9 protein-coding genes are annotated in these 17,364 nt (G+C 42.2%); 6 read left to right on the top strand and 3 right to left on the bottom strand.

Features of this window, described 5'->3' with window-relative positions; all coding sequences use genetic code 11:
• Window positions 1-144: 144 nt before the first annotated feature.
• From rsmF to B5D54_RS03685, 3 genes are all read right to left on the bottom strand, one after another.
• The gene (rsmF, locus tag B5D54_RS03695) at window positions 145-1,569 is read right to left on the bottom strand and encodes a 16S rRNA (cytosine(1407)-C(5))-methyltransferase RsmF (protein ID WP_078925131.1); all 1,425 of its coding nucleotides are present in this window, start codon (window positions 1,567-1,569) and stop codon (window positions 145-147) included.
• Between the two features lie 87 nt (window positions 1,570-1,656).
• Window positions 1,657-4,299, bottom strand: coding sequence for a PqiB family protein (locus B5D54_RS03690; protein WP_078925130.1), 2,643 nt, complete (start codon window positions 4,297-4,299; stop codon window positions 1,657-1,659).
• Complete coding sequence (locus B5D54_RS03685; RefSeq protein ID WP_422398710.1) at window positions 4,292-5,545, bottom strand: paraquat-inducible protein A; 1,254 nt, start codon at window positions 5,543-5,545, stop codon at window positions 4,292-4,294. Before B5D54_RS03685 ends, B5D54_RS03690 begins: the two co-directional genes overlap by 8 nt.
• 367 nt (window positions 5,546-5,912) lie before the next feature.
• Here B5D54_RS03685 and B5D54_RS03680 point away from each other — a divergent pair, with 367 nt between their 5' ends.
• From B5D54_RS03680 to B5D54_RS03655, 6 genes are all read left to right on the top strand, one after another.
• Complete coding sequence (locus tag B5D54_RS03680; protein WP_078925128.1) at window positions 5,913-6,386, top strand: GAF domain-containing protein; 474 nt, start codon at window positions 5,913-5,915, stop codon at window positions 6,384-6,386.
• A 99-nt stretch (window positions 6,387-6,485) separates the two neighbouring features.
• The gene (gene proQ, locus B5D54_RS03675) at window positions 6,486-7,109 is read left to right on the top strand and encodes an RNA chaperone ProQ (RefSeq protein ID WP_078925127.1); all 624 of its coding nucleotides are present in this window, start codon (window positions 6,486-6,488) and stop codon (window positions 7,107-7,109) included.
• A gap of 17 nt (window positions 7,110-7,126) precedes the next feature.
• Window positions 7,127-9,124 (top strand): carboxy terminal-processing peptidase, encoded by a 1,998-nt coding sequence (prc, locus tag B5D54_RS03670; protein ID WP_078925126.1) that lies wholly within the window; start codon window positions 7,127-7,129, stop codon window positions 9,122-9,124.
• Window positions 9,125-9,374: 250 nt separating this feature from the next.
• Window positions 9,375-11,981, top strand: coding sequence for an aminopeptidase N (pepN, locus tag B5D54_RS03665; RefSeq protein WP_078925125.1), 2,607 nt, complete (start codon window positions 9,375-9,377; stop codon window positions 11,979-11,981).
• Between the two features lie 66 nt (window positions 11,982-12,047).
• Window positions 12,048-12,266, top strand: coding sequence for a DUF2835 domain-containing protein (locus B5D54_RS03660; RefSeq protein ID WP_078925124.1), 219 nt, complete (start codon window positions 12,048-12,050; stop codon window positions 12,264-12,266).
• Window positions 12,267-12,454: 188 nt separating this feature from the next.
• Window positions 12,455-17,296 (top strand): NAD-glutamate dehydrogenase, encoded by a 4,842-nt coding sequence (locus tag B5D54_RS03655; protein ID WP_078925123.1) that lies wholly within the window; start codon window positions 12,455-12,457, stop codon window positions 17,294-17,296.
• Window positions 17,297-17,364 lie beyond the last annotated feature (68 nt).

Genomic DNA, 17,364 nt, shown 5'->3' with positions numbered 1-17,364 from the left:
TTATTCTCTGAATCTTTTTCCATTGTTTGAGAATAACCATTAAAGTATAGCCTTCTTATGGATATTGATGAAAAAATCCATGCCATTTTTATCTAAAATGGTAGAAGGCCGAGCAATGATCGTCACATATCAGGATGTTTGGCATTAAAAGAGATTGTTATCTTTGACTCGCTCTCTTGGTAGCCCATTTTTAAGTCGATTCCCCACCCACTTGCCTAACCCAATGGCATAGCCATCATAATAGACAACGGTTTCGCCTTGACCGACGGTTTGTTGAGGTCGGATATCTCGGCCCATAAACCACTCTCTCGCTTCTTCTTTTGTTAGGGTTACACGATGAATGCTATTACCCTCGGCGAGAGTGGAGGCCACTTGGTGCTGCCAGCGATAGCCATGCTTATGAGATTCCGCAATTTTTATTCCCATTCGAGAAAACCTGAGTTCATTCAACATGGGTTCTAGTGCTGTTGGAAATAGCCAAACATCATTATCTCGTTGCCATACTGTGCTGGCTTCTGGCAAGGTAATGCCTAATGATCTTTCCAAGTGTTCACTGATTTCTGCACACACTTTCGGGCTCGCTTTTTCAAACGGAAACTTGCCTAACCGTTTTTTTACTTCCGGCGAAGGAACGGAAGCATGCTTTCTGATGCGAGCAACAAAAAAACCTTCACAATCATATAGTTGAGGAAATATGTGTAAGAAACCTTCGTCGGTGACGGCCTGAGAGGCTTGTTCAAAAAGTGAATCGAGTGGCTCAAAGCTTACGGCGTCACCATATATCTGTTTCAAATGCCAGCAAACCTCTTGGTTCTCTTCACGGCTCAACGTGCAAGTTGAATAGACCATGACTCCCCCTACTTTTAAGGCTTGGAAAGCACTTTCGATTAAGTTTTTTTGAGTACTGGCAATAGAAAGTACAGACTCCTTGCTCCAATTTTTCATGGCATCGGGATCTTTACGAACCGTGCCTTCTCCTGAACAAGGGGCGTCCAACAGTACGGCATCAAATTGTTCAGGTAGCCAACCACCAAAAACTTGACCATCGAAATTACTTAAAGCGACGTTCCGTATTCCACAACGCTCGATATTAGCATGGAGAATTTTTACCCGACTCGCTGAATATTCATTGGCAACTAACACACCGTGATTATTCATCATGGCGGCTATCTGAGTGGTTTTTGAACCCGGAGCTGCCGCCATATCTAACACCGTATTCACAGGGGTTTCTTGCTGCATAAATAAAGCTGAAACGGGCATCATTGAACTGGCTTCTTGGATATAAAATAATCCAGCCATATGTTCAGCCGTATTCCCAAGAGAGACTTCACTTTCGTCAGCCGAGATCCAAAAACCCTGTTCACACCAAGGTACCGGCTCTAATTGCCAGCCTTTATTCTTTGCCCGCTCAATAAACTCTGGTACCGAGTTTTTCAATGTATTGACTCGGATACTTTTTCGTAATGGTTTTTGGCAGGCTTGAATGAAGTCTGACAAAGTTAGATGAGAAGGAAGAATGGCAGCAATGGTAGACAGAAATTCTTCAGGTAGGGCAACGTTAGAATGCAAAACGGAGTCTCGGTTGAAAATTTTAGGGCCGCGATTATATACCCATCACGGCCCGAGGAGAAGTTGCAATCACCCTAACGGCTGTTACTAGGGTTGTGGTATCGCGGTTTTCCAATGTTTCCAGCTGTCTTGTGCACTGGGGTGAAGATAGAAAGCATCGCCTGATTGCGCCGGGGCCTGAAGTTGTTTTTGTTCCGGTGTTGAAAAGGCAATACCACCGCGAACAAGGCTATCAAAGGTGCCAGACTTAATATTCGCTCCGGATAAACCGATAGAGACATCAACCCCAGAAGTATTCCAGAACACCGTATTCTTACGAATAAGATAGGCATATTGTGGGGCTATCTCTATCGTGGAAATGACCCGATCAGCAAAGGCTCCCAACTGAATATTGGTGACTCTACCCACTTCCATGCCTCGATAAAATACAGGAGTATCAACGGAAATAGAGCCTTTCTCTTCACTTTGTAGAGAAAAACGAACACCTTCAGGATGATAAGGCTGTTCGGCCAAGGTAAAGGTGTGGGTGGTTTTTCCTTCCCCCGGTTTTACTTCGATCGTTTTGGTGAGTAAGTTGTCTAAATTTGTGATCCCATTTAACCCAACTTTGGCTTCTGCTACCCAAAATACAGAGTTTGAACGGGTAATGAAAGGGGCATACTCAGGCTGAATTCGTGCGGAAAAGGTGACCTGTGGTTCGGTAAAACTGGGTAATACTTTTGTCACTTCTCCCACTTGAACCCCTTGATATTTTATGGGGGTGCCTTGAATGATACCTGAGTTTGTTTTAGCAAATAGGGTAATGGCCTCTCCAAACTTTTCTGCCTGTTGGTAACTGTCGTACAATTTCCAGAATTGACCGTTTCTATTTTCGATACCAGGCAGCCTATCAAAGGCGATACCGCCTTGTAATAAACTTTGCAAGGGGCCTGCTTGAACCTGAATACCTGCCAGCGATGCGTTAATTTCTACACCTGATTGATTCCAGAAAACCGTATCATCACTAATGAGGTGACGATATTGGTTATCAATATTAACGGCAATCTCTACACCGTTGGGTTTTAGGGAGAAACGTTCCACTTTTCCAACCATTAAGTTGCGGTAAAGTAGGGGACTTCCTGCTTGTACTGGTGGGTGTGTTTGTGCACTGAGATAAAGGGTTTGCGATCCAGATTGCTGATATTGGGCTAATTCAGCAAGAGATTGATTGGCATACAATGAATATTGAGGTTGGATCTTTTTATCGCCTTCGCTAATAAAGCTGATGGAACCGGTGATGAGCTGTTTTACTGGGGACAGTGTCACATTAATGGCCGAAGCGTTGAGCTCTGCTCTAACTGAGCTGGTGACATAGAAACGGTTTTGAGAACGGATCAGTGATTCATATTGCTGGTCAAGGGTGAGTTGAAACTCTACCTGTTTTTCTGTTAATACAATAGCTTTAATGGATCCAATCTTTACGCCACGAAACAGCAATGGGGCACCTTCGCTAAGGCCATAGGCACTTTCTGCAATCAAGGCCAATTCGATCGTATGAGACTGTAACTTTTGATAGTCAGCTTTGCGTAATGCTGTAAAGTGACGGGTGCGTTCACCATCGCCAGGCACCAGTGTGAGGTAATTACCTTTCACAAGATTAGGAAGATTCTCTATACCGGAAAGAGAAAGCTTAGTTTCTTGTAAAATGAACTGACTGCCATGAGTTAACAGGTTACTAAATGAGGGCTGAATAGCAGCATGTGCGAGAATTTGAGTGTGATCATCACTCAGTTGTAAGTGCGTAACTTGGCCAATTTCTATACCTCGATACATAATCGACGTACCGGATGGGTTTATTCCATTTTCGTCGGGTAAGGTAATAGTGATGGGAATACCACGACCTGCGGTTTTTAAGTCCTTGTAAAGTTTAAATTGGCTGTGTTGTGCAACGGGTTCTCCTCCATCAGGAGAATCAACGGCAATAGCTCCGCCAATCATAGCACTTAAACTTTCCAAATGAACATCAATACCATCAAAACCTAAGCTGGTTCCGACACCACTGACATTCCAAAATCGGCTCTTAGAAGTAATTAAATGTCGATATTCTTCTTTGATTGAAGTTTGAATGAGAACCGATTGAGCGCTTTCGTCAAGTTGATAGCTGAACACTTCTCCGACAGGGATTTTCTTATAGAAAATTTGAGACCCAATGGATAGACCACCTAAATCATTGGCTTGTAGCGATATGATTAATCCACCGTTAGAGACTAAATCTGATGGTGCATTATCTAACGCATAAAAGATCGATGGATGCTCTTCTTCCGCTTCGTTTTCGTTACCGGGATGAATCGCAATATAGTTACCGGAAACTAGCGCATCGAGGCCGGAAACTCCAGACAAACTCGCCGTGGGCTTGACTAACCAAAAACGTGTTGAGTTAGAGAGTAAGCGGGTTGCATTAGGGTAGATATCCGCTTCTACATAAATACGGTCAAGCTCAGGGGCGAGTTTTATTTCTCTGACCATTCCGACTTCCAGCCCTTGATAACGAATCGTTGTTCGTCCAGCAACAAGTCCTTGAGCATTAGAGAAGTAAATTTGGATACGTTCACCGGAATCATGAATGGCTCTAGCCACTAACCAGCCAGCAAGCAATATGGTGAGGATGGGTAATATCCATAAGGGTGAAATTCCTTTATGGGGCTTTATTTCCGGAGTGACGGGGGATTGCTTCATGGGGTGCTCATTCATTAGAAGACTCACTATATTTTTCTTTAACCGAATTCGAGTCCCATATCAAACGGGAGTCTAGGCTTTCCGCCGCTAACATGGTTAAAATGATGACACAACCAAAGGCGACAGCGCCATAACCGGGTGTAAAATCCAGTAATTGACCTCGATCGATTAAGGTCAGCATGATAGATATCACGAACAGATCCATCACTGACCACTTACCAATCCATTTAATCACATAATAAATCGTCATCCGTTGACGATGATACCGATGTCGTTGGAATTGAATCGCCAACAATAAATAAATAAGGCCTAAAATTTTTACGACTGGGACGACAATGCTGGCAATAAAAATAATGGCAGCAATCCCATACATACCACTGTTAACCAGTGAGGCAACCCCTGAAAAAATAGTGTCTTCTAAGCGTTGTCCATTGGTAATAAAAACGGAGATAGGGATCAGGTTTGCAGGAATAATCGCCACGGCAGCCGCTAATGTATAAGCCCATGTTCGTTCGATAGATTGCGGTTTTCGGTGATGAAGCCGTTGCCTACATCGAACACAGTGATCATGCTTACATTGTGACAAATGACAATAGTGGCAGTGCATCTGTTTATTCGCAACGGTATTGAATTGGTTCTCGGGTTTCCATGCTTCCCAGTAGCGTTGAATGCTTACACGGCTGATGAGTAACACCGTTAAAATTTGCAATAGCACTAAGCTATAGAGTGCAGGCCCAATAAAAATATCCGCATAATCGGTGAGCTTAAAGCACGAGACGGCCACGCTAACCAGAAAAACGTCGATCATAGACCATGGCTTTAATTTTTGAGTGATCAGTAGTGAATAACGAAAAGCGTTAAACCAACGATAATGTAAGGCAACATGAGCAACAACAATAGCGCTTAGCACGAATAGCGGAGCTAGTGAGCTACAAAAAAAGATAAGCAGAGCTAATGCGGGATAACCATCTGAAGCCAAAGCCCATATTCCAGCAGGCAAGGAGGCGGGGATCATCACACCAACCAGACGTATGGTTAAAAAATTAAAATAATGAGCAGGAATAAGGAGGAGTAAACAGGTAAGGGTTATTGCAAGATTTCCTGATAAAGAAGGGTTTCCTCCACGATACAACTGCGTGCCACATCGAGGGCAATAAGCACTCTCTCCACGTTTAACCTCTACTTCTCTGATAGGAAGTTCACAACCCTGACATAAGCGAACAAGTGGAGTTTCTGGTTGTGAGATCGCTTTTATCTGCATCATAACTCTAAAACGATTATAGTGACGTTGTCACTTTTTGTTTCTAACGTGACAAGCGCGGTTTGTTGTTCAAATGGATTCAGAGGACGAGAGATTGATGGTGATGGGGGATTCATGTCGTCGTGTCTTAAGGTTGAAATAACTGACAATAATGATGTCCAGTAAGTGTAGCCGATTTTAATCGATTGTCAGAGAGAAATCTCAATGCTTTTCCTTTATTTAGGTAGGAAAAAAGAGATTTTTCCTTGAGTTATTCCAGTAGAGCAGATAAGAATATTTAGTAATGGCGAAGGATAAGTAGAATATCGTCATTTTATCGTCGTGATAAATCCCCTTTACTAAGTCAAGTTTTTAATTGGAATTTTAAATGAATACAAATGATTACCAACGCTTAACTAAGCAAGCCATCGCATTATTAGAATCAGAAACTCACATAGTGGCGAATCTTGCTAACCTAAGCGCGTTGTTGAATCTGGAGTTACAAGACATCAATTGGATTGGATTCTATTTATTGCACGACAATGAGTTAGTTTTAGGACCTTTTCAAGGTAAACCTGCTTGTGTCAGAATTCCGGTAGGACAAGGGGTTTGTGGGACGGCTATTGCAACGAATTCGGTTCAGCGAGTCGATGATGTTCATGCTTTTCCTGGTCATATAGCTTGTGATGCGGCCAGTAATTCAGAGTTAGTCATTCCTTTTTCTATCAATAATCAAGTGGTCGGAGTTCTCGATATTGATAGCCCAACGATGGCTCGCTTTTCAGAAACAGACCAACAAGGATTGGTTTTTTTAATGACAGAGGTAGAAAAGCTGCTCAATTCACACGCGAACAAGGCATAATTTCATCTTTGCCTGTGGTTTTTCGTTGTCAGGTCACTATAATACCGAACATATTTACATTTAATGCCCGCGGACCAGCCGCATCAACCAGGAATCCTCATGGAAAACACTGAAAAGTTAAAAAACAGCAAAGAAGTGATTGCGTATATTGCTGAATGTTTCCCTAAATGCTTTACTTTAGAAGGTGAGGCAAAGCCTCTAAAAATTGGTATTTTTCAAGATCTTGCTGAACGTCTTAATGAAGATCCTAAAGTAAGTAAAACTCAGCTTCGTGCTGCGCTAAGACAGTATACTTCGTCGTGGCGTTATCTACATGGAGTGAAAGCTGGTGCGGTTCGTATTGATCTTGATGGCAATGCTTGCGGTGAGCTAGAAGAGCAACATGTTGAACATGCGCAAGCTGCATTAGCCGAGAGCAAAGCGCGAGTAGATGCTCGCCGTAAAGAGCAAGCGAAAAAAGTGCGTGAAGAGACGAAAGCAAAACCTAAAGCGAAAAAGCCTCAGGCTCGTCGTGCTCAAGCTTCTGCACCCAAAGCTGAGAAAAAATCAGTGGAAACTCGCGCTTTACAAGCTGATGAGCTCAGTGTTGGCAAACAAGTAAACGTGAACATGGGTAAAGGCAACATGGCTGCGACCATTGTTGAGATTAATAAGGAAGATGTGCGTGTCCAGCTCGGTAACGGCCTACAAATGGTTGTGAAGACGGAGCACTTACGCGCATAAAGGAGACATTCCTACGCATGAAATGCCGTTCAAAATTAACATCAATTGCTGCTGGCTTATTGCTGGCAGCTTTTTCTGTTCAGGCTCTTGAAGCCAACCTCAAAATTGAAGATCTTCCTCATTTAACGCCTGAAATTCAACATGAAACGGCAAGTAAGAGGGTGACCTCTCGGTTTACTCGTTCTCATTATAAGCATTTCTCTCTTGATGATGCGTTTTCTCAAGCTATCTTCGAACGCTATATTGGAATGTTGGATTATAACCGTAACCTCTTTACTCAAGCGGATATTGATTCCTTTAAAGCATGGTCATTACAACTGGATGATCAGTTGAAAGCGGGTAATAACCAAATTGCTTTTGATCTTTACAACTTATCCATGCGTAAACGATTTGAGCGATTCCAGTATGCGCTTTCTTTATTAGATGAAGAGATCACCTTTGATACCGACGATTTTATTGAGCAAGATCGCACCAAATCGCCTTGGCCGAAAGATCAAGCCGAGGTTGATTCATTGTGGCAACAACGGGTTAAATTTGATGCATTGAACTTGAAATTGGCTGGAAAAGCATGGCCGGAAATTCAAGAAACGTTAGCCAAACGTTATAACAATGCCATCAAACGTTTGACACAAACACACAGTGAAGACGTCTTTCAAGTTTATATGAATGCTTTTGCTCGTCAGATTGATCCGCATACCAGCTATTTATCTCCTCGCAATGCTGCACAGTTTCAATCCGAAATGAGCCTATCGCTCGAAGGGATTGGAGCGGTATTACAAATGACGGATGATTACACAGTGATTCGTTCCCTTGTTGTGGGTGGGCCAGCGGCAAGCAGTAAACAACTGGGGGAAGGTGATCGAATTATTGGTGTCGGACAGGAAAAAGGCGAAATTGTTGATGTTATCGGATGGCGATTAGATGACGTTGTGCAGCTAATCAAAGGACCAAAAGGCACTAAGGTTAAGTTGCAAATACTGCCTGAGGGGAAAGAAGCTAAAAGTCACATTGTTACTATTGTTCGAGATAAGATTCGTCTAGAAGATAGAGCCGTTAAATCTCAGATTATTGAAGAAAACGGTAAGAAAATCGGTGTGTTAGAAGTTCCTAGTTTCTATGTGGGGTTATCACAAGACACGGACAAACTGATTACTGAGCTGAAAACGGCCGGGGTCGATGGGATTATTGTTGATCTTCGCAATAATGGTGGTGGTGCTTTAACCGAAGCCACGGCGCTTTCTGGCCTATTTATTACGAGTGGCCCAGTGGTGCAAGTTCGTGATAGCTATGGACGTGTCAACGTCAATAGTGACATGGACGGGAAAATCAGCTATCAAGGCCCGATGATGGTATTAATTAATCGCTATAGTGCATCGGCTTCAGAAATTTTTGCGGCGGCAATGCAAGATTATGGTCGTGCCATTGTTTTGGGTGAAAACTCGTTTGGTAAAGGTACCGTACAGCAGCATCGTGCGTTGAATCATATCTATGATTTATTTGAGAAAGAATTGGGTTATGTACAGTACACCATTCAAAAGTTTTATCGAATTGATGGGGGAAGTACGCAAAATCGAGGCGTGATCCCAGATATTGCTTTTCCAACGCCGGTTGATCCAGAAGAGACTGGAGAGAGCGTGGAAGATAATGCTTTGCCTTGGGATCGTATAGAACAAGCAAAATACGAGAAGCTGTATGACTTTTCCCCAGTGATAAAAACGCTGACTCAGCAGCATCAAACACGTGTGATGTCTGATCGTGAGTTTGGCTTCATTCTGCAAGATATTGAAAAATATAAAGCAGAAAAAGATGATAACTTATTATCTTTAAATGAAAAAATACGTAAAGATGAAATGGATAAGGCGGATCAACAACGGTTAGATCGTATTAACATTCGCCAACAAGCTTTAGGTCAAAAGCCATTTGCTCAGTTGAGTGATGTGCCTAAAGACTACGAAACGCCAGATGCATATCTGAATGAATCAGTGGCAATTATGGTTGATATGCTCAAGCTTTAATTTACGGTTATTTGATGAATGATGAGCGGGCTTTTATAGGCCCGCTTTTTTATTTTCATGCCAAAAGGGTTCTTAACCCCCATTTTTAAAGGTTGATGGTGAACTTCACGTGATACGGAACAAGAAGAATATCTGTATTTTTTCTATTTTGGGGGTTGTTATTAACGCTGACAGGCTTAAGATCATAAGATAATGATAAAGGTGATTAACTTTACCAGCCACAGTGACTACGTCAAAAAGGATCTCGACCATGGCGACAAGCCCACAAGCCAAATATCGTAAAGATTATCAAGCGCCCACGCATACCATCAGTGATATTGAATTATTCTTTGATCTCCACGATAACCAAACTCTAGTAACCGCAGTTTCTCATGTTCATCAACAGTCAGAAAGCACCACCTTGGTACTTGATGGCGAAGGGCTTACTTTACAATCCGTTAAAGTGAATGGGGTTGATTGGGTAGACTATACCCAAAGCGAATCAAGTTTGACGCTTCACCAGCTACCAGAGCTGTTTACTTTAACCATCATCACTCAAATTGACCCTCAAGCGAACACCGCTTTAGAAGGTTTGTATAAGTCTGGTGGAGCTTTTTGCACTCAGTGTGAAGCTGAAGGATTTCGTCGTATTACCTACTATCTTGATAGACCGGATGTTCTGGCTAAATACACAACAACGATTACAGCAGATAAAACCCTTTATCCATTTTTATTAAGTAATGGTAATAAGCTCGCAGAAGGCGAGTTAGAGAACGGTAGACATTGGGTTAAGTGGCAAGATCCTCATCCCAAACCCGCTTATCTTTTTGCATTAGTGGCGGGGGATTTTGATGTATTACGCGATCACTTTGTTACAGGCTCTGGACGCAAAGTGGATTTAGAGATTTTTGTGGATAAAGGAAACTTAGACAGAGCCAATCACGCCATGGTATCGCTTAAAAATTCAATGCGGTGGGATGAGCAACGCTTTGGATTGGAATACGATCTTGATATTTACATGATTGTAGCGGTTGATTTCTTCAATATGGGTGCCATGGAGAACAAAGGGTTAAATATTTTTAACTCCAAATTTGTGTTAGCCAATGAAAAAACGGCAACCGATATGGATTACTTAGGTATTGAATCGGTCATTGGGCATGAATACTTTCACAACTGGACGGGAAACCGTGTGACATGTCGAGATTGGTTCCAACTGAGTTTAAAAGAAGGGTTAACCGTTTTTCGAGATCAAGAATTCTCCTCTGATCTTGGTTCTCGAGCCGTCAATCGCATTCATAATGTTCGTATTATTCGTGGGCCACAATTTGCAGAAGATGCCAGCCCAATGTCTCACCCAATTCGCCCTGATAAAGTGATAGAAATGAATAATTTCTATACCTTGACCGTGTATGAAAAGGGCAGTGAAGTTATTCGTATGTTGCATACTTTACTCGGTGAACAAGATTTTCAGAAAGGGATGAAACGGTATATTTCACGTCATGATGGAACGGCGGCAACCTGTGAAGATTTTGTGCTTGCTATGGAAGAGGCCAGCGGTATTGATTTACAGCAATTCCGTCTTTGGTATAGCCAGTCGGGCACACCGTTGTTAAAAATCAGCAGTGATTATCAAGCCTCATCGGAGAGTTATACTCTAACGGTTGAGCAAACAACGGAACCAACGGCGGATCAACCTGATAAGCAGCCACTACACATTCCCTTTGATATCGAACTGTATCAACAAGATGGAACGATTGTTCCGTTACAATGTAACGGGGAGGCTGTTCATCATGTACTGAGTGTTACACAACCCAAGCAGATTTTTGTCTTTGACAATGTGCCAGAAAGACCAATTCCATCGTTATTACGTGAATTTTCAGCGCCAGTTAAGCTTGAGTATGATTATACGGATCAAGAGCTGAGCTTTCTTATGGTTCATGCAACAAATGAGTTTGCTCGTTGGGATGCCGGGCAAATGTTACTGGCAAAATATATTCGAATCCATGTGGAATCGGTACAGCAAGGTAAAAGTATTGAGCTTCCCGATGCGGTGATTGATGCTTTCCGCGGTATTCTACTCAATGAAACATTAGAGCCCGCTTTTGTTGCTGAAATGCTGACGCTACCCAATCATAATGAAGTGTCTGGTTGGTATAAACAGGTGGATGTGGATGCCATTGCACAAGTTTTACATCAATTCAAAGTCATTTTGGCTACAGCGCTTGTAGATGAATTGAGTGTTATTTACCACTTACTGAAGCAAGAAGAATATTCGATTGATCATAAAGCGATTGGACAGCGTGCTTTGCGCAATACCTGTTTAAGTTATCTCGCTTATACAGAACAGGGTGAAGGTTTAGTTTATCGTCAATATCGCCAAGCTAATAACATGACTGATACCATGGCGGCCATGAGCGCAGCCAATGCTGCTCAGTTGCCATGCCGAGAAACACTGATGGATGATTTCAGCGCTCAATGGCAACATGATGGCTTAGTCATGGATAAATGGTTTGCACTACAAGGAACAAACCCGGCGGAGGATGTGCTGTTGGTGATTAAACGCACTATGCAGCATCCAGCGTTTAGTATGAAAAACCCTAACCGTATTCGTAGCCTTATTGGATCTTTCTTAACCATGAATCCGGTACGATTTCATGCAAAAACAGGGGAAGGGTATCAGTTTGCAGGAGAGATCTTACGAGAATTGAATACCAGTAATCCTCAGGTTGCTTCACGGTTAATTGATCCACTACTTAAGTTCCGCCTCTATGATCAACATCGTCAAACCTTGATGAAGAAAGAGCTCGATGCATTAAAGAACTTGGATAATTTAGCCAACGATCTTTTTGAAAAATTGACCAAGGCGTTAGATCAATAATCATAAGGAGTCGCGCCAAGGAGGAGCGTTTATACTCCTCGGTGCGGCTTAACAGCCCCATTCACAATGAATTACTATTTTTTTTCGCTTAATATTTCTTATCAAACCTTTCTAGCACACTATTCTGGTGTTGCCAGTTACGTGATTGTTATGACTGAGAATGGCCTGAAGCTGCAATTGTCTGCGGCAAAATTGCGACCATTTCTCAGCCAACTTGGTATCAAAGGTCGATTTCGTTTAACGACGGATCAACACCATAAATTTGTGAAGCTCGAAATGCTGTGATTTTTAGTTTCTATAGTTATTTAAATTGATATTTGGCGCACATTCTCAAACCTTTCACTACTAACTGCCCGCGAGAATTGTTAACGTTCGGTTAGCAAACCTTTACAATATTCATCGCATTACCGTAAGTAGCAACTATGCTTACCTCATACCCTACCTGTTTATAATTCTAATATTTGGAGTCGCTTATGACTGCGCGTGAAGGTTTGATGCCGGTTCTCCTTGAAAAAGTTTATCAGCTCATTCAAGACAAACTTGAGCTTGATCAACAGCCTCTGGTTAATCAACTTGGAGAGCATCTATTTAGTAATGTGGCACAAGATGATTTAGCTAAACGAAATGAATCGGATCTCTATGGTGCTTTAGTGAGCCTTTGGCACCATATCAGTGAAAAAAATTCAGAAGCCTTGTCGGTTCGTGTATTTAACCCTACGGTGAGTAAACATGGCTGGCAATCGACTCATACCATTGTGGAAATTGTTTTACCCGATAGCCCATTTTTAGTGGATTCAATTAAGATGGCCTTAAGCCGTCAGGGGTTAACTTGTCACCTGATGCTTAATGGTCCCACTCATATTGAATATGATAAAAAAGGATCGGTTAATAGCCTTAATCAGGGGAAAGGTTCATTACAATCTCTATTTCACATAGAAGTTGATAAGTTATCCAGTGAAAAAGAGATGCTTGCGTTGCAAGATGAGCTATTAAACATGCTAAGAGATGTGACACTGGTTGTTCGAGATTGGAAACCGATGGCGAGTAAACTTAACCAAGTAATTGAACAGCTCGAACAGCAGAAAAAAGAGATTCCAGTTGAAGCTTCGCATTATCAAGAAACCCTAAACTTTCTACGTTGGCTTGGTAATCACAACTTTACCTTTATGGGGTACAAAGAGTTTGATTTAGTTAATGTGGAAGGGGACACCGAGTTGCACCCGACACAAGAAGTCGGTTTAGGGCTATTTTCAGAGAAGAAACGGGTGCGTAAAGTGAAGCTCTCTGAATTTTCTGATGCTGCACGCGTGGAAGCAAAAAAACCATTTTTGTTGATTTTGACCAAAGGGAATAAACAGTCACGCATTCATCGCCCAGCCTATACCGACTATATTGGAATAAAAAAATTTGATGAACACGGTAAGGTGATTGGAGAGCATCGTTTTACTGGGTTATACACTTCCGCCGTTTACAATCAAACGGTAGAAAGTATTCCCCTTATTCGAGAAAAAGTGCAGCGAATCTTATCTGCCAGTGGATACCGAACCGGTTCCTATGCCTATAAAGCGTTACATAATATTTTAGAAAATTATCCCCGTGATGAACTGCTTCAAGCGAATGAGAATGATCTATTAGAGGTCGGGATGGGGGTTGTCCAAATGCAAGATAGAGATCTCATTCGTCTTTTTGTGCGAAGAGATCCTTTTGGACGCTTCTTCAGTTGTATGGTCTATGTTAGCAAAGAGCGTTATAACACCGAGTTAAGGCGACAGACTCAACGTATTTTAAAAGATTATTTTGGTTGTAAGCAAGATGTTGAATTTACAACTTTTTTCTCAGAAAGTCCCCTGGCAAGAACGCACTATATTGTGCGGGTTGAAAACAATAATGCCAATATTGATGTAAAAAAAATAGAGCAGAATTTAATGGAAGCATCAACCAGTTGGGATGACCGACTCTCTCAAGCGATTATCGCCAATTTTGGAGAAAGCCAAGGGCTTCCTCTGGCTAAAGCCTATTTAAGTGCCTTTCCTCGTTCCTATAAAGAAAGTGTAATGCCTGGCTCTGCGGTTTCTGATCTCGAATATCTTGAAGCGTTAAGTGAAGAAAATCGATTAGGCATGCTCTTCTATCGACCTCAAGAAGAACAAAAAACCTCAAAGGCCGTTAGACTTAAACTTTACCATCGTGATGAACCCATCCATCTGTCTGATGTTATGCCAATGCTGGAGAACCTTGGTTTGCGTGTCATTGGAGAGTCCCCCTATGAAATCAGAAAAAACAATGGCCAAAGGTATTGGATCTTAGACTTTTCCATGTTGCATAAAAGCGACAATGACGTGGATCTTCGTGAAGCCAAAGAGCGTTTTCAGCAAGCTTTTTCTGCCATTTGGCAAGGTGAGTTAGAAAGTGATGGATTTAACCGCCTTGTGTTAGGGGCGGCATTAACAGGAAGAGAAGTCTCTATTTTAAGAGCTTATGCCCGTTATATGCGTCAAGTCGGTTTTCCTTTTAGCCAGCAGTATATTGAAGAAACCTTGAATCATTATCCGGATCTGGCTAAAGCTCTTGTCGCCTTATTCCTGTGCCGTTTTGATCCTAGTTGTAAGGGGAGAGAAAAAGCGCAAGCCGAGTTCATCCAAACATTAACCGAGCAATTGGATCATGTTGAAAGCTTAGATGATGATCGTATTTTGCGCCGTTATATGGACATGATCGGTGCAACGGTACGCACCAACTATTTCCAGTTGGATAACAATGAAAAACCTAAAACTTGTCTTGCTCTAAAGTTAACACCACGAGAGATTCCAGATATCCCCGCACCCGTACCCGCTTTTGAAATCTTTGTCTATGCCCCAGATCTTGAAGGTGTACACCTGAGAGGAGGTAAAGTTGCCCGTGGCGGTTTACGTTGGTCTGATCGACAAGAAGATTTCCGTACCGAAATTTTAGGGCTTGTTAAAGCACAACAAGTAAAAAATACCGTCATTGTACCCGTGGGGGCCAAAGGGGGATTTATCTGTAAAAGGCAGCCACTCTTGACTCAGCGAGATGAAATCTTTTCAGAAGGGCAACGCTGTTATAAACGTTTTATTCAAGCGTTATTAGATGTTACAGATAATATTGTGGATGGGCAGATTACCGCACCTAGTCATGTTATTCGCCATGATGAGGATGATCCTTACTTTGTTGTTGCCGCGGATAAAGGTACGGCAACTTTCTCTGATTTAGCAAATTCCATCTCGGCCGATTATCAATTTTGGCTAGGAGATGCTTTTGCATCTGGAGGTTCCAATGGGTATGACCATAAAGCTATGGGGATCACAGCAAAAGGGGGATGGGAGTCGGTTAAACGTCATTTCCGTGAGTTAGGCATTAACTGCCAAACAACAGATTTTACCGCTATGGGGATTGGTGACATGGCCGGCGATGTGTTTGGAAATGGAATGTTGCTTTCTCAGCATATTCGTTTACAAGCGGCTTTTAACCATGTGCATATTTTTATTGATCCCACCCCAGATGCTCAAGTGAGTTGGCAAGAACGTCAGCGCTTATTTCAGTTACCTCGTTCCAGTTGGGAAGATTATAACCCGGCCTTAATTTCACAAGGTGGCGGGGTATTCTCCCGCAAGGCTAAAGCCATTCCTCTCTCTCCTGAGATGCAAAAGATGTTGGCAACCACGAAAAGTTCGCTTGCTCCCAATGAAATGATTAAGTTGATCCTAAAGATGGAGGTCGATTTACTCTGGAATGGCGGAATTGGTACTTATATTAAGGCATCTAGCGAATCCCATTCTGATGTGGGAGATAGAGCCAATGATACGGTTCGCATTAATGGGGAGGAAGTCAGAGCCAAAATTATTGGGGAAGGTGGAAACCTTGGTATGACCCAGCTTGGACGAGTGGAATATGCCTTGTCTGGTGGGCGTGTGAATACCGATTTTGTTGATAATGTGGGAGGGGTTGACTGTTCTGATAATGAAGTGAACATCAAAATTCTCTTAAATAACTTAGTTGCCAGTGGTGATCTAACCATAAAACAGCGTAACCAACTGCTTGAGTCTATGGAAGAGGAGGTGGGAGCGATTGTTATCGAAGATGCCTATATACAATCAGAATCTATCTCAGTTACCGAGTTTCTTGGTATTGAAACAGTAAAAGAGCAAATTCGTTTTATTCATCATATGGAAAAAGCGGGTTATTTAGATAGGCATTTAGAGCATATTCCAGATGATGAATCGTTGCTTGAAAGGGAAAAACAAGGGCAGGCTTTAACTCGTCCAGAGCTCGCTGTTCTAGTTGCTTATAGTAAAATGCGACTGAAAGAGGAGTTGGCCTGTGATGAAATAGCGAATGATGAATTTCATGCCAAACAATTGATTCATTATTTTCCCTCAAAGTTACGCGGTCACTATGAGGGGGAAATGAAAGAACACCCATTACGTAAAGAGATCATCGCTACTGCATTGGCAAATCAGATGGTGAATGAAATGGGGTGTAACTTTGTCACTCGTTTACAAGAAGAAACGGGGGCACACGTTACAGAAATCGTAAATGCGTATGTGGCAGCTCGGGAAATTTATCAGTTAGAGCATGTCTTAAAAGAGATTCGGTTACTCGATAACCAAGCCACTAGCGTGGTGCAATACGACATGATGTTCCAAGTCCGTAGAACATTGCGTCGATTATCACGTTGGTTATTACGAAATCGTATGGGAAAAGTCTCGGTCCAGACGATGGTTGAACATTATCAAGTGGATGTTCAACACATAAGGCAACAACTGGATCATGCCTTAGTCGAAAGCGAAGTCGAAGAACATAATATTCTTGCTCAAAGCTGGATCGAACAAGGCGCCAATAATCAAGTCGCACACTATGTGGCACGTTTATCGAGCTTATATTCGGCTTTGGATATTTCGATCATCTCACATGAAAAACAATTTCCGGTAGATCAAGTTGCTAAACTGTATTTCAACTTAGGGGATCGTTTGTCATTACACTGGTTCTTAAAACAGATTAATCAGCAGACGGTAGATAATCATTGGCAGGCTTTAGCCCGAGCCGCTTTCAGAGAAGATTTGGACTGGCAACAGCGTCAGTTAACCGCGCAGGTATTAACGTGTTTCCGTTGTGTAGAATCCTCTGATCTGCTTAACGCTTTAGACCGCTGGATTGAAAATAATACCGAAGCATTACAACGTTGGGAGACGATCCTCAATGAATTTAAAGTCGGGTCTGTACATGAATTTGCAAAATTTTCAGTGGCTATGCGTGAATTAATGCTGCTCAGCTTAAATTGTCAGGGGGCAGAATAAGCATTGAATTGTTAACCGAATAAGTCAATAATAATGCCCCGTTTATTCGGGGCTTTTTTCTTTCGGAG

The organism is Vibrio cincinnatiensis DSM 19608, from assembly GCF_900167345.1.
Lineage (GTDB): Bacteria > Pseudomonadota > Gammaproteobacteria > Enterobacterales > Vibrionaceae > Vibrio > Vibrio cincinnatiensis.
Note: the sequence above shows the minus strand (reverse complement) of the source record. Positions and strands in the feature narration are given on the sequence as shown.

What these genes read in the sequence shown, in the direction of transcription:
- B5D54_RS03690 (WP_078925130.1), bottom strand. Translation starts at nt 4,299, where the DNA reads ATGAATGAGCACCCCATGAAGCAATCCCCCGTCACTCCGGAAATAAAG.
- B5D54_RS03685 (WP_422398710.1), bottom strand. Translation starts at nt 5,545, where the DNA reads ATGCAGATAAAAGCGATCTCACAACCAGAAACTCCACTTGTTCGCTTA.
- B5D54_RS03680 (WP_078925128.1), top strand. Translation starts at nt 5,913, where the DNA reads ATGAATACAAATGATTACCAACGCTTAACTAAGCAAGCCATCGCATTA.
- proQ (WP_078925127.1), top strand. Translation starts at nt 6,486, where the DNA reads ATGGAAAACACTGAAAAGTTAAAAAACAGCAAAGAAGTGATTGCGTAT.
- prc (WP_078925126.1), top strand. Translation starts at nt 7,127, where the DNA reads ATGAAATGCCGTTCAAAATTAACATCAATTGCTGCTGGCTTATTGCTG.
- pepN (WP_078925125.1), top strand. Translation starts at nt 9,375, where the DNA reads ATGGCGACAAGCCCACAAGCCAAATATCGTAAAGATTATCAAGCGCCC.
- B5D54_RS03660 (WP_078925124.1), top strand. Translation starts at nt 12,048, where the DNA reads ATGAATTACTATTTTTTTTCGCTTAATATTTCTTATCAAACCTTTCTA.
- B5D54_RS03655 (WP_078925123.1), top strand. Translation starts at nt 12,455, where the DNA reads ATGACTGCGCGTGAAGGTTTGATGCCGGTTCTCCTTGAAAAAGTTTAT.